Source organism: Xylanimonas oleitrophica, assembly GCF_003244315.1.
GTDB classification, from domain to species: domain Bacteria; phylum Actinomycetota; class Actinomycetes; order Actinomycetales; family Cellulomonadaceae; genus Xylanimonas_A; species Xylanimonas_A oleitrophica.
Window position 1 is genome coordinate 58,372 of the sequence record NZ_QKWH01000001.1, and the last position, 20,285, is coordinate 78,656.

Genomic DNA, 20,285 nt, shown 5'->3' on the forward strand with positions numbered 1-20,285 from the left:
CCGTCCTGCCCCCCCGCGGTCCGCCCCCGCCGACCCGGGCCCGGGGAGCGCTCAGAGCTTGCGGAGACGCACCCGCTGCACGGCGTGGTCGGGACCCTTGGTCAGCACGAGCGTCGCGCGGCCCCGCGTGGGCAGGATGTTGTGCTCGAGGTTGGGGGCGTTGATCGACTCCCAGATGGTCAGCGCGCGAGCCGTGGCCTCCTCGTCCGACAGGTCGGCGAAGCGGCGGAAGTAGCTCTCGGGGCGGGCGAACGCCGTGCGGCGCAGCTGTAGGAACCGCTCCACGTACCACTGGCGGATGTTGCGGGTGCGGGCGTCCACGTAGATCGAGAAGTCGAAGAAGTCGCTCACCGCCACGCTCGACTCGTCGGTGGCCGTGGGGCGGGCCGGCTGCAGCACGTTGAGCCCCTCGACGATGAGGACGTCGGGCTTGCGGACCACGACCTCCCCGCCCGGCACGATGTCGTACGTGACGTGGGAGTAGACGGGCGCCCGCACCTCCTCCTGCCCGGCCTTGACCCGCTGGACGAACCGGATCAGCGCCCGCCGGTCGTAGGACTCCGGGAAGCCCTTGCGCTCCATCAGCCCGCGGCGCTGCAGCTCTGCGTTCGGGTACAGGAACCCGTCCGTGGTGACCAGCTCGACCCGGGGGGTCTCGGGCCAGCGCGCCATCATCTCGCGCAGGATGCGCGCCGTCGTCGACTTCCCGACGGCGACCGACCCGGCCACACCGATCACGTAGGGGGTGCGGGGCGCGGGCTCGCCGAGGAACGTCGAGCTCGCCTGGTGCAGCCGCGCCGACGCCGTGACGTACAGGTTGAGCAGCCGGGACAGCGGCCGGTAGACGGCGTCCACCTCCGCGAGGTCGATGGGGTCCCCGAGCCCGCGCAGCCGCTGCACGTCCTCGGTCGTCAGCGGCAGCGGCGTCGACCTCGACAGGCGGCTCCACGCGGCGCGGTCCAGGTCGACGTACGGGGACGCGGGGCCCCGCGCGGCGAGCGAGACGTCCGGCGCGCTGGGGGAGAGGGGCGACGCAGGGTCCGGCGTGCCACCGGCTGCGTCCTCGGAGAGGGCGACCACGTCCCGATTGTGCCGCAACGGGTCCCGCGTCCCGGCATCCGGTCCCTGCGACGGTCGCTCGGTGCTCACCGGACCGGCGCGGACCGTGCTCGCGGGGCGGGCGCCGCCGGGCCGGGCGGCGCCCCGGCGCGCGCGGCCACCGCGACGTCGGCGAGGCGCTCCAGGAGCGCCAGCGCGTCACGCGGGGCGTGCGCGTCCCCGTCGTTGTCCAGGTAGACGACGACGTCGTGCCCGGCGTCGTACCAGCGGCGCACCCTGGCGGCCCACGCGTCGAGCAGGTCGGGGCCGTACCCGGTGGCGTAGAGCGGTTCGACGGGCCCGTGCAGGCGCACGTACACCAGCCCGGCGGTGACGTGCTCGAAGAGCGGCCACCGGCCGGCGCCGTCGGACACCGACAGGGCGACGTCGTGCTCGCGCAGGAGCCGCAGCGCGGCCGGGTCGTCGAAGGACGGGTGGCGCGCCTCGAGCGCGTGCCGCAGCGGCCTGTCGGCGTCGACGTCGGTCCACGGCTCGGCCTTCAGGCGGCCGTCGTGCTCCGCGGCGAGGCGGGCGGCGCCCGCGGTGGTCCGGGGCAGCAGGCCGAGGAACCGTTCGAGCACGTCGAGGTCGAGCGCCTCGCGCTCCGGCAGCTGCCACAGCACGGGGCCGAGCCTGTCGCCCAGGGCCAGGACGCCGCTCGCGAAGTAGTTGGCCAGCGGGGTGCGCACGTCGCGCAGCCGTTTCATGTGGGTCACGAACCGCCCGCCCTTGACGGCGAACAGGAACCCCGGCGGGGTGGCGTCGCGCCAGGCGAGGTAGGAGGCGGGGCGCTGGAGCGAGTAGAAGGAGCCGTTGAGCTCCACGGTGGGGAACAGCGAGGCCACGTGCTCCAGCTCCCGGCGCTGCACCAGGCCAGGCGGGTAGAAGCGCCCGCGCCAGTGCGCGTAGCGCCACCCGGACAGACCGATCCGAACCGACGGCACGCGGCGACCCTAGGACGCGGGCGGGGCGCTCACCCGTCGGCGGCCGGGCGGGGAGGCGGCCGTTCACCCGGCGCACGGCGCGCGGAGGTGGTCCTGGTGCTCAGTAGACTCCTCGCCATGTGCGGAATCGTCGGATACACGGGTCTGGGTCTCCTCGACGGGGCCTCGGCCACCACGCCGGTGCCCTCGGGGCACCCGCTGGAGGTCACGCTGGAGGGCCTGCGCAGGCTCGAGTACCGGGGCTACGACTCGGCGGGCGTGGCGCTCGTGGGGCCGGGTCAGGACAAGGTCGCGTTCGCGAAGAAGTCCGGCAAGCTGAGCAACCTGGTGGGCGAGATCGACGCGCACCCCATGCCGGAGGCGACCGCCGCGATCGGGCACACCCGCTGGGCGACGCACGGCGGCCCCACCGACGCCAACGCCCACCCCCACCTGGCCGACGGTGACCGCCTCGCGGTCATCCACAACGGCATCATCGAGAACTTCGCGACGCTCAAGGCGGAGCTGCTCGCCGACGGCGTCACGTTCCGCAGCGAGACGGACACCGAGGTCGCCGCCCAGCTGCTGGCGCAGGCCTACGCCAGGACGAAGGACCTGTCCGAGGCGATGGCCGTGACGGCCCGCCGCCTCGAGGGCACGTTCACGCTGCTCGCGGTCCACGCCGACGACCCGCAGACGGTCGTCGGCGCCCGCCACGACTCGCCGCTCGTCGTCGGCCTGGGCGAGGGGGAGAACTTCCTCGGCTCCGACGTCGCGGCGTTCATCGCCTTCACCAAGGAGGCGCTGGAGCTGGGACAGAACCAGATCGTCACCATCACGCCGACGTCGGTCGACGTGACGGACTTCGAGGGGCGCCCCGCCGAGGCCAAGCGCTTCACGGTGGACTGGGACGCCGCCGCCGCCGAGAAGGGCGGCTTCGACTCCTTCATGGACAAGGAGATCCACGACCAGCCGCACGCCGTGGCGGACACCCTGCTGGGCCGCACCGACCTGTCGGGTCGTCTGACGCTGGACGAGATCCGCATCGACGAGTCCGTGCTGCGCGCCGTCGACAAGATCATCGTCATCGCCTGCGGTACCGCCGCGTACGCGGGGCACGTGGCCAAGTACGCCGTCGAGCACTGGTGCCGGATCCCGGTGGAGGTGGAGCTCGCGCACGAGTTCCGCTACCGCGACCCGATCGTCGACGAGAAGACCCTCGTGGTCGCGATCTCGCAGTCGGGCGAGACGATGGACACGCTCATGGCGGTGCGTCACGCCCGCGAGCAGGGCGCCAAGGTGCTGTCCATCGTCAACACCCAGGGCTCCACGATCCCGCGCGAGTCCGACGCCGTGCTGTACACGCACGCCGGCCCCGAGATCGCGGTGGCCTCCACCAAGGCGTTCCTCTCGCAGATCACCGCCGCGTACCTGCTGGGCCTGTACCTGGCCCAGCTGCGGGGCAACAAGTTCCCCGACGAGATCTCCGGCCTCCTGGACGAGCTGCGGGCGCTGCCGGACAAGGTGCAGACGGTCATCGAGCGGGGCGAGTACGTCCGTGCCACGGCGCGTTCGATGAAGGACGCGACGTCGGTGCTGTTCCTGGGCCGCCACGTGGGCTACCCGGTGGCTCTGGAGGGTGCTCTCAAGCTCAAGGAGCTGGCCTACATCCACGCCGAGGGCTTCGCGGCGGGCGAGCTCAAGCACGGCCCGATCGCGCTGATCGACGCCGGCCAGCCCGTGTTCGTCGTCGTGCCGTCGCCGAACAGCCGCGAGGGGCTGCACTCGAAGGTCGTCTCCAACATCCAGGAGATCCGCGCCCGCGGTGCGCGCACCCTGGTGATCGCGGAGGACGGCGACGACGCGGTGCGGCAGTTCGCCGACGAGGTGTTCTGGATCCCGAAGGCCCCGAGCCTGCTGCAGCCGCTGCTCGCCGTCGTGCCCCTGCAGATCTTCGCCATGGCGCTCGCCACGGCCAAGGGGCTCGACGTCGACCAGCCGCGCAACCTGGCCAAGTCCGTCACCGTCGAGTGACGGGCGGCGGCCGGCCGGGGAGCGGGCGTCCATGATCGTGGGCGTCGGGATCGACGTCGTCGACGTCGCCCGGTTCATGGCGACCCTCGAACGCACGCCCCGCCTGCGCGAGCGTCTTTTCACCCCCGAGGAGCGGGACCTGCCGGACGCGTCCCTCGCTGCGCGGTTCGCGGCGAAGGAGGCGATCGCCAAGGCGCTCGGCGCCCCGGGCGACCTGCGCTGGCACGACGCGACGGTCCACCGGGTGCCCGGTGGACCGCCGCGCGTCGAGGTGCGCGGCACGGTGCGCGAGCGGGCCGAGCTGCTCGGTGTCACCGCGTGGCACCTGTCGATCTCCCACGACGCGGGCATCGCGTCTGCGATGGTGGTGGCCGAGGGCTGAGGGCACGATGGCCCCGGCACACCGTGGCGCACATCTCGGGAGTGGGGTCTCGCATGGGCACGAAGCGGCGCACGTCGACCGGACGGCTGAGAGCGCTCGGGGCAGCGCTGCTGGCCCTCGCATGGTTGCAGCTCGGGGCGGTGCCAGCACTGGCTGCCACGCCGTCGGTGCAGTACCAGGCGCACTCGCAGAACCGGGGCTGGCTCCCGGTCACCAGCGACGGCGGCACCGGCGGCACCGTCGGTCAGGGGCTGCGGCTGGAGGCGTTCGCGGCGTCGGTCTCCGGCGGTGGCGGCATCGTCTACACGACGCACGTGCAGGACTCCGGCTGGACCCGTGCCACCGGTGACGGGCAGGTCACGGGCACCACCGGCCGGGGCAAGCGCATCGAGGCGCTGCGGATGCAGCTCACGGGCGGGCTGGCGCGCACCCACGACCTCTACTACCGGGTGCACGTGCAGGAGTCCGGCTGGCTGGGCTGGGCGGCGAACGGCGCCACGGCGGGCTCGGAGGGCCTCGCGCTGCGCATCGAGGCGATGCAGGTGCGGATCGTGCCCAAGGGTGCCGCCGCCCCCGGCTCGACCGCCCGCCCGGCCTACTCCGCCGCCGTCGCCTACTCGGCGCACGTCCAGAACGTCGGCTGGCAGGGCGAGGTGCGCGGCGGCGCCGTGGCGGGGACGAGCGGCAGGGGGCTGCGCGTGGAGGCGCTGCGCCTGCGCCTGCAGGACCAGCCGGTCCCCGGCGGGATCGAGTACTCCACGCACGTCCAGGACGTCGGCTGGCAGCCGTACCGCAGCGACGGGGCCGTGGCGGGGACGACGGGGCAGGGCCGCAGGGTCGAGGCCGTGCGGGTGCGCCTGACCGGCGAGATGGCAGCCCGGCTCAGCGTGTACTACCGGGTGCACGTGCAGAACTACGGCTGGATGGGCTGGACGCGCGACGGCGACCCGTCGGGCACGGCGGGGGCCGGCTACCGGGTCGAGGCGATCCAGGTGCTGATCCAGGGCAAGGGCAACGGCCCCTGGTACGGCACGGAGTTCACCGAGTACCGCGCCCCGGCCTCCAACGGCAACGTGGTGCCGTCCACCCTGTGCAACGTCGGTGACGGGTGGCTCCTGCGCTGCGACGCGGCGGCGGCGTTCGGGCGGATGAGCGCCGCGTTCCAGGCCACGTTCGGGCACCCCGTACCGCTGGAGGGCACCTACCGCGCCTACTACCGGCAGGTCGAGGTGTACCAGCGGTACGGGCCGGGTCGGGCGGCCGTGCCAGGCACGTCCAACCACGGGTGGGGCACGGCGATCGACGTGCCCGAGCGCGGCGAGTACGACTACGGGCGGCCCAAGTACGAGTGGCTGCGCACCCACGGCCCCGCCTACGGGTGGGTGAACCCCGGGTGGGCCCGGCAGGGCGGTGGCCGCGAGGAGCCGTGGCACTTCGAGTACACCGGCTGACCGAGCGACCCGGGGACCGGGCTCGACGCCCTGAGGCCCCGCACGCGCGAACGGCCGGAGGCGGGCCACCTGACCAGGTGGCCCGCCTCCGGCCGTCCGCGGTCGGTCAGCCCTGCAGGTTCGGGATGACCTGGCGCTGGAACAGCTCGATCTGGTCCCTGTCGCGGGCCGCGTCGGCGAAGTACGTGATGGCGTACTCCAGCCCCAGGCCGCGCAGCTCGGCGAGCTTCTCGCTGATCTGCTCGGGCGTGCCGACCAGCGGGCCGTTGCGCCAGGAGTCGATCTGGCCGTCGGCGTGCTCCGGAGTGTGCTTGCGGTAGTGCGCCTCGATCCACGCGAGCTTGTCGTCGACCTCGGCCTGGTTCTCGCCGATGACCACGTTGTAGTTGGCCGATCGCGTGATCTCGCCGAAGTCGCGGCCGACGTCCTTGCAGTGCGCCTCGAGCACGGACGACTTGTGGGCGAAGCCCTCCGGGTCGCCGGAGAAGTTCGTGTACTGGGCGTACCGCGCGGCGGTGCGCAGCGTCTTCTTCTCGCCGCCGCCCGCGATCCACAGTGGGACGGAGGGCTTCTCCTCGCCGTCCACGGTGACCTTCTGCAGGGGCTGCGGGTAGCAGAGGGCGCCGTCGACCTGGTAGTGCTCGCCCTGGAAGGTGCCGGAGGAGCCGGTGCGCCACATGCTCGCCATGATCTGGACGCCCTCGTCGAGCGCCTTGATCCGCTCCCCGGCGCTGGGGAACCCGTAGCCGTAGGCGCGCCACTCGTGCTCGTACCAGCCGGCGCCGATGCCCATCTCGGTGCGGCCCCCGGAGATCGCGTCGACGGTGGCGGCGACCTTGGCGAGGTAGGTGGGCTCGCGGTAGGCGATGCAGGTGCACATCTGGCCGAGGCGCACGCGCTGGGACGCGGCGGCGAACGCGGCCATGAGGGTCCACGCCTCGTGGGTGGCCTCGGTGCTGTGCACGGGCGTGGTGTGGAAGTGGTCGTAGACCCAGACGGACTCCCAGGCGAACTCCCCGCCCGGGACCGCCTCGCCGGCCGCGGCGTTGTCGGCGTAGTGGAGGAGAGACAGCATCGTCTCCCAGTGGTTCTCGGGCTGGACGTCGGTGAGGTCGAAGCGCCAGCCCTGCGGGATGAAGAGTCCGAATCGCATGCCGTCAACGTACTCGCCGGGGGCGGCGGAGGCAGGGCGGGCCCGCCGGCGCTCGGGGCCGGTGCTCGGGTCCGTGCTCGTGACCGGTGCGCGACCGGTCGGCACCGGGCGCCGGCGGGGGCCAAGATGGCTGCATGATCGAGGCCTGGCCCGCTGCCGACGTCCGTGCCGCCGAGGAGCCGCTGCTCGCGGCGGGGGTGCCGTTGATGGAGCGGGCGGCCTTCGCCCTGGCCGCGGTGGTGCGCCGTGACCTGGCCCGGCGCCGGGCGGTGCCGGGGCCGGACGGCGGGCTCGTGGAGGGGTCGGTGCGCGGCGCGCGGGTGGCGCTCCTGGTGGGGGCGGGCAACAACGGGGGAGACGCCTTGCACGCGGGGGCGTTCCTGGCGCGGCGCGGCCTGGCGGTGACGGCGTACCTCGCGGACGAGCGGGTGCACGACGGCGGCCTGGCGGCGCTGCGGGGTGCGGGCGGTCGCGTGGTGGTGGTCGACGCCGGGGCAGGGGCGGCGCCGTCGGCCGTCGCCACCGAGGTCGCGGGCGGTGCGGGCGGTGCGGGCGGTGCGAGCGCTGCGGGCGCCGGGGGCACTGCCGGCGCGGGGGCCGACGTCGTGCTGGACGGCCTGGTGGGCATCGGTGCCCGGGGCCCGCTGCGGGGGACGGGTGCCGCCGTCGTCGCCGCGCTCCTGGAGGCGCTGCCCGAGCCCGGTGATCCGGCGCGGCCGTGGGTGGTGGCGGTCGACGTGCCCTCCGGGGTGGGGGTGGACGACGGCACGGTGCCGGGGCCGGTGCTCCCGGCGGACCGCACCGTGACGTTCGGCGCGGCCAAGCCCGGCCTGCTCCTGCCCCCGGCCACGCACCTGACCGGGGCGGGCGCGGTGATCGACCTCGGGCTCGAGCTGGCCGGTACCGGTGCCCAGGCGGCGGCCTCCGCACGCCGCCCTGCCGTGGTGCGCCTGGAGGACACCGACGTCGCCCGCGCCTGGCCCGTGCCGGGTCCCGCGGACCACAAGTACACCCGTGGCGTGGTGGGGGTGGTGGCCGGCACGGCCACCTACCCGGGTGCCGCCGTGCTGGCGTCCTCGGCCGCGGTGCGGGCGGGTGCGGGCATGGTGCGCTACCAGGGGCCGGACGCCGTGGGACAGGCCGTGGTGGCCGCCCGTCCCGAGGTGGTCACGGCCGGGGGCCGGGTGCAGGCGTGGGTGCTCGGCCCCGGCTTCCCCGCCGAGGGCGACGACGACGGCCAGCGTGACCGGGCGCGGGCGGCGCTCGCCGCGGCCTCGGGTCTGCTGCCGGGCGCGGGGGCTCCCGTGCCGGCGGTCGTCGATGCCGGTGCCCTGGCCCTGCTGGACCACCGCTGCCCGGGATGGGTGGTGCTCACGCCGCACGCGGGCGAGCTGGCCGCCCTGCTGCGCTCGCGGGGGGACGACGTCGACCGGGCCGCGGTCGAGGCCCACCCGCTGCGCTGGGCCCGCCGGGCGCACGAGCTGACCGGCGCGACCGTGCTGCTCAAGGGCGGCGCGACCGTCGTCGTCGGGCCTGGGCCCACGGCGTACGCGCAGGCCGACGCCCCGGGCTGGCTCGCCACGGCCGGAGCGGGCGACGTGCTCGCGGGGCTGCTGGGCACGATGCTCGCCGCCCGCTCCGCCGAGGTGGTCGCGCACCCGGAGCGGGCGGCCGAGATCGCTGCCGCGGCGGCCCTGGTCCACGGGCGGGCCGCCGAGCGGGCGAACCCGGGCGGACCCGTCGCCGCGCTCGACGTGGCCGGCGCGCTGCCCGGCACGGTCGCCGCGCTCCTGGCGCTGCGCTGACCGGGCACCGAGGCGCCCGGGCACGGACGAGGCCGGTGCCCGACCGCGCTCAGCGCGGCAGGTGCGCCTCGATCTCCTCGACGATCACCGGGTCGTCGGGCAGGGTGCGCGGCGAGTACCGGCGCACCTCGCCCCCGGGCAGCACCAGGAACTTCTCGAAGTTCCAGCGGATGCGCCCGGAGTGCCCCTCGGCGTCTGGCGTCTTCTTGAGCGCCTCGAACAGCGGGTGGGTGCGGCGACCGTTGACGCGGATGCGGTCCACGACGGGGAACGTGACGCCGTAGGTGGTCGAGCAGAACTCGGCGATCGCGGTGTTCGAGCCCAGCTCCTGGAGGAACTGGTTGGAGGGGAACCCGATCACGGTGAACCCGCGGTCGCGGTACTTGCCCTGCAGGGTCTCCAGGGTCGCGTACTGCGGGGCGAGGCCGCAGCGCGAGGCCACGTTGACCACGAGCACGACGTCGTCGCGGTGCTCGGCCAGCGACGTCGTCGTGCCGTCCATCCGCCGGAAGGGGATCTCGTAGAGGTCGGGCATGCCCCCATCCTGCACCCCCGGTGGGACGATGGGGGACGTGCCCTTCCACCCCCTGCCGGTGCGTGACGGCCTGAACCCCACGCGCCTGGTGCTGCCGCACGACCCGGCGTCGGTCGCGCGATGGTCCACGGCCCTGGAGTACCTGCTCGCGCGGTTCCCGGACGACGCCGACCGGCTGCTGGAGAAGGTGGGCGCTGGCGAGGTGGTGACGGGCCGCGGGGAGCCGGTGGACGCGCGCACGCCGTACGAGCCGCGGGGGTTCCTCTTCCTGTACCGGGACGCGCCGGCCGACGAGCCGCAGGTGCCCGCGCTGACGCAGATCGAGGTGCTGCACCGCGACGAGGACCTGCTGGTGGTGGACAAGCCGCACCTGGTGGCGACGATGCCGCGCGGCCGGTGGGTGACGCAGACGGTGCTGACGCACCTGCGGCGCACCCTGGACCTGCCGGAGCTGTCCCCGGCGCACCGCCTGGACCGCCCGACGGCGGGCGTGCTCGTGCTCACGGTCCGCCCGCGCGTGCGGGGCGCCTACCAGGAGCTGTTCGCGCGGCGGCAGGTGACCAAGGTGTACGAGGCGGTGGCGCCGCTGCCCGCCCCGGGGAGCGAGCCGCCCGGGGGCTTCCCGACGACGGTGCGCAGCCGCATCGTCAAGCAGCGCGGGGTCGCTGCGGCGCAGGAGGTGCCGGGGGAGCCCAACGCGGAGTCGCGCGTGGACCTGGTGGCGCGGGACGAGGCGCGCGGGGTGGGCCTGTACCGGCTGGAGCCGCACACCGGCAAGACGCACCAGCTGCGCCTGCACATGGCGTCCCTGGGGCTGCCGATCCTCCACGACCCGTTCTGGCCGGTGCTGCGGCCCGACGGCGACGAGGACCCGGCGCGACCCCTGCAGCTCCTGGCCCGCTCCCTGACCTTCACCGACCCCCTCTCGGGGGCCGAGCGCCGGTTCGTCTCGCGCCGCGCGCTGGCCGCGTCCCCGGTGGGAGCGGCCCAGCGGCCGGCACCGCGAGCGGCGCAGGCCGTCCCGGGCGCCCAGCCCGGTGCGGGTACGGGGACGGCCGCGCCGGCACGGTGAGAGGATGACCGGCGTGACCACCCCTGAGGTTCCCGCCTTCCCGGCCGGCTACCCGGCGCACGCGGTCGTCGACCTGGAGGCGATCCGCGACAACGTGCGTGCCCTGCGGGGCCACGCGCCGTCGTCGGCCCTCATGGCGGTGGTCAAGGCCGACGCCTACGGGCACGGGCTGGTGCCCTCGGCGCGGGCGGCGCTCGCGGGCGGCGCTACCTGGCTGGGTGTCGCCCAGGCGTCGGAGGCGCTCGCCCTGCGCGCAGCGGGGGTCGGCCCGCAGGAGGCGCGGGTCCTGACCTGGCTGCACGCCCCCGGGGTGGACTTCGAGGCCCTGCTGGCCGCCGACGTCGACGTCTCGGTCGCCGCGCCGTGGGCGCTGGACGGCGTGGCCGCCGCCGCGCGCGCGACGGGCCGCACGGCCCGCGTGCACCTCAAGGTGGACACGGGGCTGGGCCGCAACGGCATCGTCCCGGCGGACGTGCCCGACGCCGCGGCGCGGGCCGCGGCGCTGCAGCGCGAGGGGCTCGTGCAGGTGGTGGGCGTGTGGACGCACCTGGCGTTCGCCGACGAGCCCGGCCACCCCACGCTCGACCAGCAGCGCGCGGTCTTCGACGACGCCGTGCGCACCGTCGAGGGCGCGGGTGTCGAGGTCGAGCTGCGGCACGCCGCGGCGTCGGCCGCCACGCTCACCGCGCCCGGGCTCCACTACGACCTGGTGCGGCCGGGCCTGGCGGTCTTCGGCCTGTCGCCCGTGCCCCAGGCGGGGCCGCCGAGCGCGTACGGGCTGCGGCCGGCGATGACGCTCCAGGCGCGCCTCGCCACCGTCAAGCGCGTGCCCGCCGGGCACGGCGTCTCCTACGGGCACCTGTACACGACGCCGCAGGACACGGTGCTGGGCGTGGTGCCGCTCGGCTACGGGGACGGCATCCCGCGGCACGCGTCCGGCGGGAGCGCCGGCCCGGGCGGCCCCGTGCACGTGGGCGGGCAGGCGTCGGCCGGGATCGGGGCCACGGGGGCCGCCGGGGACGGCGACGCGGACACCGGCCGGGTGGTGCGCGTGGCGGGCCGCGTCTGCATGGACCAGGTGGTGCTGGACCTCGGTCCGTACGCCACCGAGGGCGCCGGCGACGTCGTCACTCTGTTCGGTTCCTCGGACGGGCTGGCGCACGCCGCCGTCGTGCCGAGCGCCGAGGACTGGGCCCAGGCTGCGGGCACCATCAGCTATGAGATCGTCACCCGGCTGGGCGCTCGCGTACCACGCGTGCACGTGGGCCAGCACGTGCTGGGGGATCACAACACCGCTGCTCACGAGGGTCGTGGCAGCCAGTCGACGGCCGGCCTGCCGGCGGAGAGGACCGTGTGGTCGTGAACGACGTGACCACGGCGAGGGTGGAGCTGCCCGACGCCGCGACGACGAAGGCGCTGGGTGCGGCGCTGGCGCGCGAGCTGCGCGCGGGCGACCTGGTGATCCTCACCGGCGACCTCGGTGCGGGCAAGACGACGTTCACCCAGGGGCTCGGCGCCGCGCTCGGCGTGCGCGGCCAGGTCGCGTCCCCCACGTTCATCGTGGCCCGCGAGCACCCGCCGCTGCCGCGCGAGGACGGCACCACCGGTCCCGGCCTGGTGCACGTGGACGCCTACCGCCTCGGCGGGCTGGACGAGCTCGAGGCGCTCGACCTCGACTCCTCCCTCGAGGACTCGGTCACCGTGGTGGAGTGGGGCCGCGGCCTCGCGGAGACGCTGACGGAGGACCGGCTCGAGATCGACCTGGTGCGGCCCCGCGGCCTGACCGACGAGCAGGGGAGCGACGGCGTGCCCGTGGAGGGCACCGACCAGGACCCGGCCGGGCTCGAAGACGCGGAGACCGGCGTGCGGCACGCGACCCTGCGCGGTCTCGGGGCCCGCTGGGCCGGCGTCGACCTCCAGGCCATCGTCGTCGCCGCCCGAACGTAGGCTGGACCCGTGGCAGTTCTCTCGATCGACACCTCCGCAGCCGTCGCCGTCGCTCTCGTGGCCGAGGACGGCACCCTGCTCGCCGCACGCAGCGTGGACGAGCGCCGGCGGCACGCCGAGCAGCTCGCGCCCATGATCGCCGGGGTGCTCGCCGAGGCCGGGCTCGACCGCGGTGACCTCACCGCCGTCGTCGGGGGCACGGGGCCCGCCCCGTTCACCGGCCTGCGGGTCGGCCTCGTCACCGCGCGCACGCTCGCGCTGGCGGTCGGCGTCCCCGCGCTCGGGGTGCCCAGCCTCGACGCGCTCGCCGTCCAGGCCGTCACGGACCTGGCGCTGGCGCCGGACGACGAGGTGCTCGTGGCCACCGACGCCCGCCGCAAGGAGGTCTACTGGGCCCGGTACCGGGTGGTCTCCCAGGGCGGCATCGACGGCGTGCCCGTCGTGGAGCCCGTCGCGGGGCCGGACGTCGCCCGCCCGGCCGACCTGGGCGACGCGCTCGCGCCGCCGGCCGCCGGGCGCCTCGTCGTCGTCGGCGAGGGCGCGACCCTCTACCCGGACGTCCTGACCGTCACCGACGGCGCCCCGGTGCAGCCGGACGCGGCCGCGCTCGCACGGGTCGCGCTGCAGCGCCGCGACGCCGGGCTCGACCTGCCGACCGAGCCGCTGTACCTGCGCCGCCCGGACGTCCAGGAGCCGGTGGCCAAGCCCCGCGTGGTCCCGGCCACCGGTGCCGTGGTGGGCGGCGACGCCTGATGCGGGACGTCTGATGGGGACGGTGGCGGGCGGCCCGCGCGCCGACGGTCCGGCGGGCGGCGCCCCCGCTCCCGGTCACGAGCGCGCCGTGCGCCTGCGCGACCTGCGCCACGACGACTTCGACCGGGTGCTCGAGCTGGAGCGGGCGCTGTTCGGTGCCGGCGCCTGGACGTACGGGATGCTCGCCGACGAGCTGGCGGCCCTCGGGCGCTGGTACGTCGTCGCCGAGACGGCGCTCCCCGACTGCGGCATCGGCACCGCGCGACGCCCCGTGGTGGGTTACGCGGGCCTGTGGTTCGACGGCGACGTCACCCAGGTGATGACCGTGGGCGTCGACCCGGCCTGGCAGCGCCGAGGGGTGGGGCGTGCCCTCATGGAGGCCCTCGTGGCCCGGTCGCGGGAGCTGCGTGCGCAGGCGGTGTTCCTCGAGGTGCGGGTCGACAACGAGCCCGCGATCACCCTGTACGAGAGCCTCGGCTTCGCGCGTCTCGGTGTGCGCAAGCGCTACTACCAGCCGGAGGACAAGGACGCGTACACCATGCGCCTGCTGCTGACCGGCGAGGAGACCCCGTGAACGACGTCGCAGACCTCTCCGCGGGGGCCCGGGCCGACGACCCCCGGGCGGCTGTGCTCGTCACCGCCGACGAGCTCGCCGCCGACCTGCGCCTCGCCGGGCCCGACCCGGTGGCGGGCGCCCCCGTGCTGCTCGACGTCCGCTGGGCGCTCGGCATGACCGACGGGCACGAGCGCTACCGCGACGGGCACCTGCCCGGCGCCGTCTACGTGGACCTCGACACCGAGCTCGCCGCGCCGCCCTCGCCGGCCGAGGGGCGCCACCCCCTGCCCAGCACCGCCCAGCTCCAGCAGGCGGCCCGCCGCTGGGGCGTGCGCGCCGGCTCCCGCGTGGTCGCCTACGACGCCGTGGGCGGCACGTCGGCCGCCCGCGCCTGGTGGCTGCTGCGGTACTTCGGCCTGCGGGACGTGCGGATCCTCGACGGCGGCCTCGCCGCGTGGGAGCGCACGGGCCGGGATCTCGAGACAGGCGAGGTGGTGCCGGCGCCGGGCGACGTCGTCCTGAGCCCCGGCCACCTGCCCACGCTCACCGCGGACGAGGCGGCCCGCCTCGCCGACGGCGACGGCGTGCTGCTCGACGCCCGCGCCCCCGAGCGGTACCGCGGCGAGGCCGAGCCCGTGGACCCGCGCGCCGGCCACGTCCCCGGGGCGCTGTCGGCACCCACCGCTGGCAACCTCGACGACGACGGCACCTTCCGCTCCACGGCCGCCCTGCGCGAGCGGTTCTCCGGCCTGGGGATCGGGTCCGACGGCGGCGGCCCGGTGGGCGTCTACTGCGGGTCCGGCGTGACGGCGGCGCACCAGGTGGCCGCGCTCGCGGCCCTGGGGGTCACCGCGGCGCTCTACCCGGGCTCGTGGTCGCAGTGGTCGAACGACCCGGAGCGGCCGGCGGCGACAGGTCCCGGGCCGAGGTAGCACCGCCTCCTGCGCGCCCGGCGGCGTGGCACGGGTACGCGCAGCACGGGGAGGCGGACGCGCGACGCCGGGCCGGTGCGCGGTGCCCCGGCCCGGCGTGCGGCGCGGTCAGAGGATCTCGGCGACCTGGTCCAGCGCGAGGCGCGGCAGGCGCGGGAAGGGCGTGCCCTCGCCGTCGGCCACGCCGGCGTTGACCACGAGGAACGACCGGAAGCCGGAGCCGGAGAAGAACTCGGCGTCGACGCCGTCGAAGTCCATGCCGTTCATGGGGCCGGCGGCCAGGCCCACCGCCCGCAGCGCCAGGATCAGGTAGCCGGCCTGCAGCAGCGCGTTGGTGCGAGCCATCTGCTCGCGGACGTCGGCGGCCGGGGCGAGCTGCTCCTTGATGTCCGGGTAGACCGGGAACAGGGTGGGCAGGTGCTCGTGGAACGCCGGGTCGTGGGCCAGCACGAGGGAGACGGGGGCCGCCTCGACCTTGGGCTTGTTGCCGTCGGCCATGTGCGCCACCAGGCGGGCCTTCGCCTCGGCCGAGCGCACGACGAGCAGGCGCAGCGGCTGCGTGTTCATCGCGGTGGGGCCGAACTTCGCCAGGTCCCACGCCTGCTGGATCTGCGCGTCGGTGACCTCGGCGTCCGTCCACCGCATGGTGGTGCGGGCGTTGCGGAAGAGCAGGTCGGCCACGTCGTCGCCGACGGCGAGCGACGGGGCGGTGTCCAGGGTCTCGGTCATGTCCGTGCGAACCGGTCGCCGGCGCCCGGTGTTTCCGCTGCCGTGCGTGACGTCGGCCACAGGGCGGAGGGGAGGTCGGGCCGGCACGCCGGCGGCTGGTGCGAGAATGACCGCATGGCTTCCGGTGACCCCCTCGTCCTCGGTATCGAGACGTCCTGCGACGAGACTGGCGTCGCGCTGGTGCGCGGCGACGAGCTGCTGGTGGACGCGACGGCGAGCTCGATGGACGAGCACGCCCGCTACGGCGGCATCATCCCCGAGGTCGCCTCGCGCGCCCACCTCGAGGCGATGATCCCCACGATCTCCAAGGCGCTCGGCGAGGCCGACGTCGACCTGTCCGAGGTCGACGCGATCGCCGTCACCGCCGGCCCCGGTCTCGTGGGGCCGCTGACGATCGGCACCAGCGCCGCCAAGGCGCTGGCGATCGGCCTGAACAAGCCGCTGTACGGGGTCAACCACGTCGTCGGGCACGCCGCCGTCGACCAGCTCGTGGACGGCCCGTTCCCCGACCGGGTCATGGCCCTGGTCGTCTCGGGCGGGCACAGCTCGCTCCTGCTCGTGGACGACATCGCCACCGACGTCACCGAGCTGGGCTCCACGCTCGACGACGCCGCGGGGGAGGCGTTCGACAAGGTGGGCCGCCTGCTGGGGCTGCCCTACCCGGGCGGCCCTCACATCGACCGGCTCGCGCGCGAGGGCGACCCGACCGCCATCCGGTTCCCGCGCGGGCTCACCGCGGCCAAGGACCAGGCGAAGCACGCCTACGACTTCTCGTTCTCCGGCCTCAAGACGGCCGTGGCCCGCTGGGTCGAGGCGTGCCAGGACTCCGGCCGCGAGGTCCCGGTGGCGGACGTGGCCGCGTCGTTCGCCGAGGCCGTGGTGGACGTGCTCACCGCGAAGACCATCGCGGCGTGCCGCCTGCACGACGTGGAGACCCTCGTCATCGGCGGAGGGTTCTCGGCCAACAGCCAGCTGCGCGAGATGGCCGCGAAGCGGTGCGCCGAGGCCGGCATCGACCTGCGCATCCCGCCCATCCGCTACTGCACCGACAACGGTGCGATGATCGCGGCCCTGGGCTCCGCCGTCGTGCGCGCGGGGGTCGCGCCGTCGAACCTGGACATCGGCGTCGACTCGTCGATGTCGCTGACGACCGTCACCGTCTGACTGGCACCGTCTGACCGGCACCGTCTGACTGGCACCGTCTGACTGGCACCGTCTGACCGGCACTGCCTGGCCGGCACCTCTGACGGAGCGAGCCGGGTCACCGCCCGGGCGCGAGCGGGGTGCCAGCCCGCATCTCGGCCACGAGGTGCGCCACGACGGCCTCCAGGCCGTCGTTGCCGCCGTCGGCCCCGTGCGCCGCTGCCACCGCGCGCTGACGCTGGTACGAGGCCCCGCGCTCCAGGATGTCGAGCACCCCGGCCAGCTCCTGGGTGCAGCCCAGGCGCTGCGCCACCGGCTCCAGCTCGGCCACCAGGCGCCGCACCGCGTCGGTGACGAGCTCCTCGTTGCCCGCCTCGTCGAGGATGATGATGGCGTCCATGCCGTAGCGCGCGGCTCGCCACTTGTTCTCCTGCACGAACCACTGCGGCATCGTCGGCACCGGCCGGCCCTCGTCGAGGAGGGTGGACAGGTGCTCCACCAGGCAGTGGGTCAGCGCGGCGAGGCTGAGCAGCTCGGAGATGTTGGAGACGCCGTCGCACACCCGCACCTCGACGGTGCCGAACTTCGGGGCCGGGCGCACGTCCCACCGCACCTCGTCGAACCCGTCGATCACCCCGGTGCGCAGCATGTCGTCCACGTACCGCTCGAGCTGTGACCACTCGTCGAACTGGTACGGCAGCCCGGCGGTCGGCAGCTGCTGGAACAGCAGGGCACGCATGGACGCGTAGCCGGTGTCGCGGCCGTCGAAGAACGGGGACGACGCCGAGAGCGCCTGCAGGTGCGGGTAGTGGACGAGCAGCCCGCGGACGATGGGCAGCACCTTGGCCCGGTCCTCGATCCCGACGTGCACGTGGACGCCGTAGATCAGCATCTGGCGGCCCCACGTCTGGGCTCGGTCCACGACCGTCTGGTACCGCGGGCCGTCGCTCACCTTCTGCGTGGACCAGTGGGAGAACGGGTGGGTGCCCGCGCACACCAGCTCGACGCGCATCGGGTCCGTCACGGCGCGCACCTCGTCGGCCGCGCGCACCAGGTCGGCCCCGGCCTCGCCCACGCTCCGGGACACGCCGCTGACGAGCTCGACGGTGTTGCGCATGAACTCCGGCCGCACGTGCGGGTGCGGCGAGCCGTCGTGCGGTGCGAGTGCCGCGACGACGGCGGGGCCGGCCTGGCGCATGTCGCCCGAGTCGGCGTCCACCAGGGCCAGCTCCCACTCGAGGCCGACGGTCGAGCGCCGCGAAGGGGCGAAGTCCAGCACCATGCGCGTCATGCTCGCACGGCTGCTGGGCACAGGCTCCGAGAAGGCGCGTGCGCCACGCCGGGGTGGTCCCCGGCGGGGCGGCGGTGCGTCAGGGGCCCTGGTGACGGTGACCGGTGCGGGCGACGTCGGGTGCCGTCCGGCTGTCAGGCGGCCAGGGGCTCCACGACGAGCACGTGCTGGGCGCCGGCGACCCGGGTCAGCACGAGGGTGGCCTCGGCGTCGCCCTTGAGAGCCAGCTGGGCGCGCAGCTGCTCCGGGGTGACCGCGGTGCCGCGCTTCTTGATCGTCAGACGGCCCACCCGCCGCTCGCGCAGGTATGCCTTGAGGCGCTTGAGGTTGAACGGCATGACGTCCAGGACCCGGTAGCCGGTGGCCAGCGGAGCCGCGCCCGTGGTGGGGTCGACGGCGCTGTCGGGAGCCGGCTGGTCGGTGGTGACGTAGGCGATGGTGCGGTCCAGCAGGCGGCCGCCGAGCTCACGGGCCGCGTGGGCCACGAGCCCGGCGCGGATGATCGCGCCGTCGGGCTCGTACAGGTAGGCGCCGGGTGCGCCCAGGTCCGGCGCCTCCGCGTCGTCGTCAGGGTCCGAGCGCAGCGTGCGGGTCAGGGTCGAGCCGGCGAACGTGCGCAGGAGCAGGGCGGAGCGGCCGGGACCGTGGGGGGCGAGCGGGCCGAACCACAGGCCTGCCTCGACCACGTCGCCCTCGACCGACACCCACTGCGTCTCGGCGTCGGCCGGCAGGCCGTGGTGCGCGATGCCCGGCCCGACCTTGATGCCGACGGCGGCCACGACGTCACGCAGGGCCCAGACCGCGTCGAGCGGGGGAGCGTAGGCGGCGGGGTCGAAGACCCGCCGGCCGCTGCGCGTGCGGCGGGCGGGGTCGGCGTACACGCCGTCGACGCCCTCGGCCGCGAGGTCCAGCGCCAGCCCGTCGCCGTGCCGCACCTCCGCCTCGGGGAAGTGCCGCAGGTTCACCGTGGCCACCGCGGCAGTGACCTCGTCGACGTCGGTGGCGAGCACCTGGAGCCCGACGCCCGCGAACGCGAGCGCGTCGGCGCCGACGCCGCTCGTCAGGTCGGCGACCTTGGTGACCCCGGCCGCGAGGTACCGCCGGGCGTGGAGGGCCGCGACCACCAGCCGCGTGGCCTGCTCCACGCCGTCGGGCGTGAACAGCATGCCGTCGGCGAAGCTGCCCAGCTTGCCGCGCGTCTTGGCACGCAGCCGGCTCTGGGTCAGGGCGGCGGCGGCGAGGTCGGGGTCGACGCCGTCGTCCCGCAGGCGCATGGCCAGCGCCATCGCCCGCCTCTCGTCGTACGGGGGGAGCGAGCCGAGCAGGGCCCATCCTTCGGGGCTCAGCAGCTTGCTCAGGGTCGAGGCGTCCACCGACCAATCCTGTCAGACGGCGGCGGCGGGGCTCGCGGGACCCCACAGCAGGGCCGGCGGGGCCGCCGGGCTGTGCGCCGGGAGCGGAACGGCCGACACTCCTTGGCACTCGACTTGTCAGAGTGCTAACGGCGCTCCTAGATTGGTCGCAGCGCACGCGCGCTGTGCCGGCACCCGCGACGACGGCCAGCCTCCGGGCGCGATCTCAGTCCAGCACGCATCACAGCGAAAGAGGAGGTCCGACGTGTCGGTCCCCATCAAGCCGCTCGAGGACCGGATCGTCGTCAAGGCCATCGAGGCCGAGACCACGACCGCTTCCGGCCTGGTCATCCCGGACACCGCCAAGGAGAAGCCCCAGGAGGGCGAGGTCCTGGCTGTGGGCGAGGGTCGCTTCGACGACAACGGCAAGCGCATCCCGGTCGACGTCAAGGTCGGTGACAAGGTCATCTACAGCAAGTACGGCGGCACCGAGGTGAAGTACGGCGGCGAGGAGTACCTGGTGCTCTCCGCGCGCGACATCCTCGCGGTCGTCGTCTGACGATCCCTCGGCGGCCGTCCCGGCCGCCGGCCGTCACGAGGCCCCCGCACCGACATCGGTGCGGGGGCCTCGTGCGTGCGGGGGCCTCGTGCGTGCGGTGGCCGTGCGTGCGGACGGGCACGCCCGTGGCGAGCGCGCGTGCCTGGCGAGGTGCCCGCAGACGGGACGTGCCCGGCGGCGCTGCGTCGCGCTGCCGGGCACGGTTCGTGCTGACGGGTGGTGGGGTCAGCCGGTGAGCTGGGTGTTGCCGGCGAGGATGGCGGCGCGCTCGTCCTCCGAGAGGCCGCCCCAGACGCCGTAGGGCTCGCGCACCCGCAGCGACTGCTCGCGGCACTGCATCATCACGGGGCACGAGTGGCAGATGGCCTTGGCGGCCTCCGCACGGCGGCGGCGGGTGGAACCGCGCTCGCCCTCGGGGTGGAAGAACAGAGTGTCGTCCGAGTCGCGGCACGCACCCTGGTACTGCCACTCCCACAGCTCCATCACCGGACCAGGAAGCCTCGAGATCTCCGTCATGACGAACAACCTACAAGTTGTGCAGAAGTTGTTCAAGCACGAGTTTCGCGACGG

The 20,285-nt window shown here is 74.9% G+C and carries 20 protein-coding genes; 12 read left to right on the forward strand and 8 right to left on the reverse strand.

The genetic code is table 11. The features are described 5' to 3' along the window. Positions 1-51 precede the first annotated feature (51 nt). The gene (gene coaA, locus DNL40_RS00360) at positions 52-1,080 is read right to left on the reverse strand and encodes a type I pantothenate kinase (RefSeq protein ID WP_281268400.1); all 1,029 of its coding nucleotides are present in this window, start codon (positions 1,078-1,080) and stop codon (positions 52-54) included. Between the two features lie 65 nt (positions 1,081-1,145). Beyond that, complete coding sequence (locus DNL40_RS00365; protein WP_218925968.1) at positions 1,146-2,042, reverse strand: DUF72 domain-containing protein; 897 nt, start codon at positions 2,040-2,042, stop codon at positions 1,146-1,148. 117 nt (positions 2,043-2,159) lie between these two features. On the opposite strand from DNL40_RS00365, the gene glmS reads away from it, so the two are divergent. From glmS to DNL40_RS00380, 3 genes are read left to right on the forward strand one after another with little or no spacing between them, the layout of a single operon-like run. Then, a complete protein-coding gene (gene glmS, locus DNL40_RS00370) occupies positions 2,160-4,055 on the forward strand; it encodes a glutamine--fructose-6-phosphate transaminase (isomerizing) (RefSeq protein ID WP_111249261.1) in 1,896 nt (631 codons plus the stop codon). 31 nt (positions 4,056-4,086) lie between these two features. Continuing rightward, positions 4,087-4,437 (forward strand): holo-ACP synthase, encoded by a 351-nt coding sequence (locus tag DNL40_RS00375; protein ID WP_111249262.1) that lies wholly within the window; start codon positions 4,087-4,089, stop codon positions 4,435-4,437. Positions 4,438-4,490: 53 nt separating this feature from the next. Further along, complete coding sequence (locus DNL40_RS00380; protein WP_111249263.1) at positions 4,491-5,888, forward strand: D-alanyl-D-alanine carboxypeptidase family protein; 1,398 nt, start codon at positions 4,491-4,493, stop codon at positions 5,886-5,888. 106 nt (positions 5,889-5,994) lie between these two features. Here the strand turns inward: DNL40_RS00380 and DNL40_RS00385 are convergent, their stop codons facing one another. Continuing rightward, positions 5,995-7,041, reverse strand: coding sequence for an LLM class F420-dependent oxidoreductase (locus DNL40_RS00385; protein WP_111249855.1), 1,047 nt, complete (start codon positions 7,039-7,041; stop codon positions 5,995-5,997). A gap of 134 nt (positions 7,042-7,175) precedes the next feature. Here DNL40_RS00385 and DNL40_RS00390 point away from each other — a divergent pair, with 134 nt between their 5' ends. Next, on the forward strand, positions 7,176-8,846 hold the full coding sequence (locus DNL40_RS00390) for a bifunctional ADP-dependent NAD(P)H-hydrate dehydratase/NAD(P)H-hydrate epimerase (protein WP_111249264.1): 1,671 nt from the start codon (positions 7,176-7,178) through the stop codon (positions 8,844-8,846). 49 nt (positions 8,847-8,895) lie between these two features. Here DNL40_RS00390 and DNL40_RS00395 read toward each other — a convergent pair whose 3' ends face one another. Continuing rightward, positions 8,896-9,381 (reverse strand): glutathione peroxidase, encoded by a 486-nt coding sequence (locus DNL40_RS00395; RefSeq protein WP_111249265.1) that lies wholly within the window; start codon positions 9,379-9,381, stop codon positions 8,896-8,898. 28 nt (positions 9,382-9,409) lie between these two features. Here DNL40_RS00395 and DNL40_RS00400 point away from each other — a divergent pair, with 28 nt between their 5' ends. From DNL40_RS00400 to DNL40_RS00425, 6 genes are read left to right on the forward strand one after another with little or no spacing between them, the layout of a single operon-like run. Beyond that, positions 9,410-10,453, forward strand: coding sequence for a pseudouridine synthase (locus tag DNL40_RS00400; protein ID WP_218925983.1), 1,044 nt, complete (start codon positions 9,410-9,412; stop codon positions 10,451-10,453). Positions 10,454-10,457: 4 nt separating this feature from the next. Further along, positions 10,458-11,816 (forward strand): alanine racemase, encoded by a 1,359-nt coding sequence (gene alr / locus DNL40_RS00405; RefSeq protein ID WP_111249266.1) that lies wholly within the window; start codon positions 10,458-10,460, stop codon positions 11,814-11,816. 5 nt (positions 11,817-11,821) lie between these two features. Continuing rightward, positions 11,822-12,400, forward strand: a complete 579-nt coding sequence (tsaE, locus tag DNL40_RS00410) for a tRNA (adenosine(37)-N6)-threonylcarbamoyltransferase complex ATPase subunit type 1 TsaE (RefSeq protein ID WP_425450748.1) — start codon at positions 11,822-11,824, stop codon at positions 12,398-12,400. Between the two features lie 9 nt (positions 12,401-12,409). Continuing rightward, a complete protein-coding gene (tsaB, locus tag DNL40_RS00415; RefSeq protein WP_111249267.1) occupies positions 12,410-13,153 on the forward strand; it encodes a tRNA (adenosine(37)-N6)-threonylcarbamoyltransferase complex dimerization subunit type 1 TsaB in 744 nt (247 codons plus the stop codon). 13 nt (positions 13,154-13,166) lie between these two features. Continuing rightward, a complete protein-coding gene (rimI, locus tag DNL40_RS00420; RefSeq protein WP_111249268.1) occupies positions 13,167-13,727 on the forward strand; it encodes a ribosomal protein S18-alanine N-acetyltransferase in 561 nt (186 codons plus the stop codon). Then, the gene (locus DNL40_RS00425) at positions 13,724-14,641 is read left to right on the forward strand and encodes a sulfurtransferase (RefSeq protein ID WP_111249269.1); all 918 of its coding nucleotides are present in this window, start codon (positions 13,724-13,726) and stop codon (positions 14,639-14,641) included. The genes rimI and DNL40_RS00425 overlap by 4 nt, the downstream gene beginning before the upstream one ends. A gap of 108 nt (positions 14,642-14,749) precedes the next feature. Here the strand turns inward: DNL40_RS00425 and DNL40_RS00430 are convergent, their stop codons facing one another. Then, positions 14,750-15,370, reverse strand: coding sequence for a malonic semialdehyde reductase (locus DNL40_RS00430; RefSeq protein WP_111249270.1), 621 nt, complete (start codon positions 15,368-15,370; stop codon positions 14,750-14,752). A 114-nt stretch (positions 15,371-15,484) separates the two neighbouring features. Here DNL40_RS00430 and tsaD point away from each other — a divergent pair, with 114 nt between their 5' ends. Beyond that, positions 15,485-16,534: a tRNA (adenosine(37)-N6)-threonylcarbamoyltransferase complex transferase subunit TsaD gene (tsaD, locus tag DNL40_RS00435; protein WP_111249271.1), complete on the forward strand. Its 1,050-nt coding sequence runs from the start codon at positions 15,485-15,487 to the stop codon at positions 16,532-16,534. Positions 16,535-16,631: 97 nt separating this feature from the next. Here tsaD and DNL40_RS00440 read toward each other — a convergent pair whose 3' ends face one another. Next, positions 16,632-17,795 (reverse strand): glutamate--cysteine ligase, encoded by a 1,164-nt coding sequence (locus DNL40_RS00440; RefSeq protein ID WP_111249272.1) that lies wholly within the window; start codon positions 17,793-17,795, stop codon positions 16,632-16,634. Between the two features lie 143 nt (positions 17,796-17,938). Beyond that, positions 17,939-19,177 (reverse strand): class I SAM-dependent methyltransferase, encoded by a 1,239-nt coding sequence (locus DNL40_RS16280; protein ID WP_179950878.1) that lies wholly within the window; start codon positions 19,175-19,177, stop codon positions 17,939-17,941. A gap of 244 nt (positions 19,178-19,421) precedes the next feature. Here DNL40_RS16280 and groES point away from each other — a divergent pair, with 244 nt between their 5' ends. Further along, positions 19,422-19,715, forward strand: a complete 294-nt coding sequence (groES, locus tag DNL40_RS00455) for a co-chaperone GroES (RefSeq protein WP_111249274.1) — start codon at positions 19,422-19,424, stop codon at positions 19,713-19,715. A 225-nt stretch (positions 19,716-19,940) separates the two neighbouring features. Here groES and DNL40_RS00460 read toward each other — a convergent pair whose 3' ends face one another. Beyond that, entirely contained in the window at positions 19,941-20,231 is a 291-nt protein-coding gene (locus DNL40_RS00460) for a WhiB family transcriptional regulator (protein WP_111249275.1), read from the reverse strand. Between the last annotated feature and the right edge of the window lie 54 nt (positions 20,232-20,285).

Bases quoted from the DNA above. Each gene is read 5' to 3' on its own strand.
- rimI (WP_111249268.1), top strand. From the start codon at position 13,167: ATGGGGACGGTGGCGGGCGGCCCGCGCGCCGACGGTCCGGCGGGCGGC.
- DNL40_RS00385 (WP_111249855.1), bottom strand. From the start codon at position 7,041: ATGCGATTCGGACTCTTCATCCCGCAGGGCTGGCGCTTCGACCTCACC.
- DNL40_RS00375 (WP_111249262.1), top strand. From the start codon at position 4,087: ATGATCGTGGGCGTCGGGATCGACGTCGTCGACGTCGCCCGGTTCATG.
- DNL40_RS00430 (WP_111249270.1), bottom strand. From the start codon at position 15,370: ATGACCGAGACCCTGGACACCGCCCCGTCGCTCGCCGTCGGCGACGAC.
- DNL40_RS00440 (WP_111249272.1), bottom strand. From the start codon at position 17,795: ATGGTGCTGGACTTCGCCCCTTCGCGGCGCTCGACCGTCGGCCTCGAG.
- alr (WP_111249266.1), top strand. From the start codon at position 10,458: ATGACCGGCGTGACCACCCCTGAGGTTCCCGCCTTCCCGGCCGGCTAC.
- DNL40_RS00380 (WP_111249263.1), top strand. From the start codon at position 4,491: ATGGGCACGAAGCGGCGCACGTCGACCGGACGGCTGAGAGCGCTCGGG.
- glmS (WP_111249261.1), top strand. From the start codon at position 2,160: ATGTGCGGAATCGTCGGATACACGGGTCTGGGTCTCCTCGACGGGGCC.
- DNL40_RS00395 (WP_111249265.1), bottom strand. From the start codon at position 9,381: ATGCCCGACCTCTACGAGATCCCCTTCCGGCGGATGGACGGCACGACG.
- DNL40_RS00400 (WP_218925983.1), top strand. From the start codon at position 9,410: ATGGGGGACGTGCCCTTCCACCCCCTGCCGGTGCGTGACGGCCTGAAC.
- DNL40_RS00460 (WP_111249275.1), bottom strand. From the start codon at position 20,231: ATGACGGAGATCTCGAGGCTTCCTGGTCCGGTGATGGAGCTGTGGGAG.
- tsaD (WP_111249271.1), top strand. From the start codon at position 15,485: ATGGCTTCCGGTGACCCCCTCGTCCTCGGTATCGAGACGTCCTGCGAC.
- DNL40_RS00390 (WP_111249264.1), top strand. From the start codon at position 7,176: ATGATCGAGGCCTGGCCCGCTGCCGACGTCCGTGCCGCCGAGGAGCCG.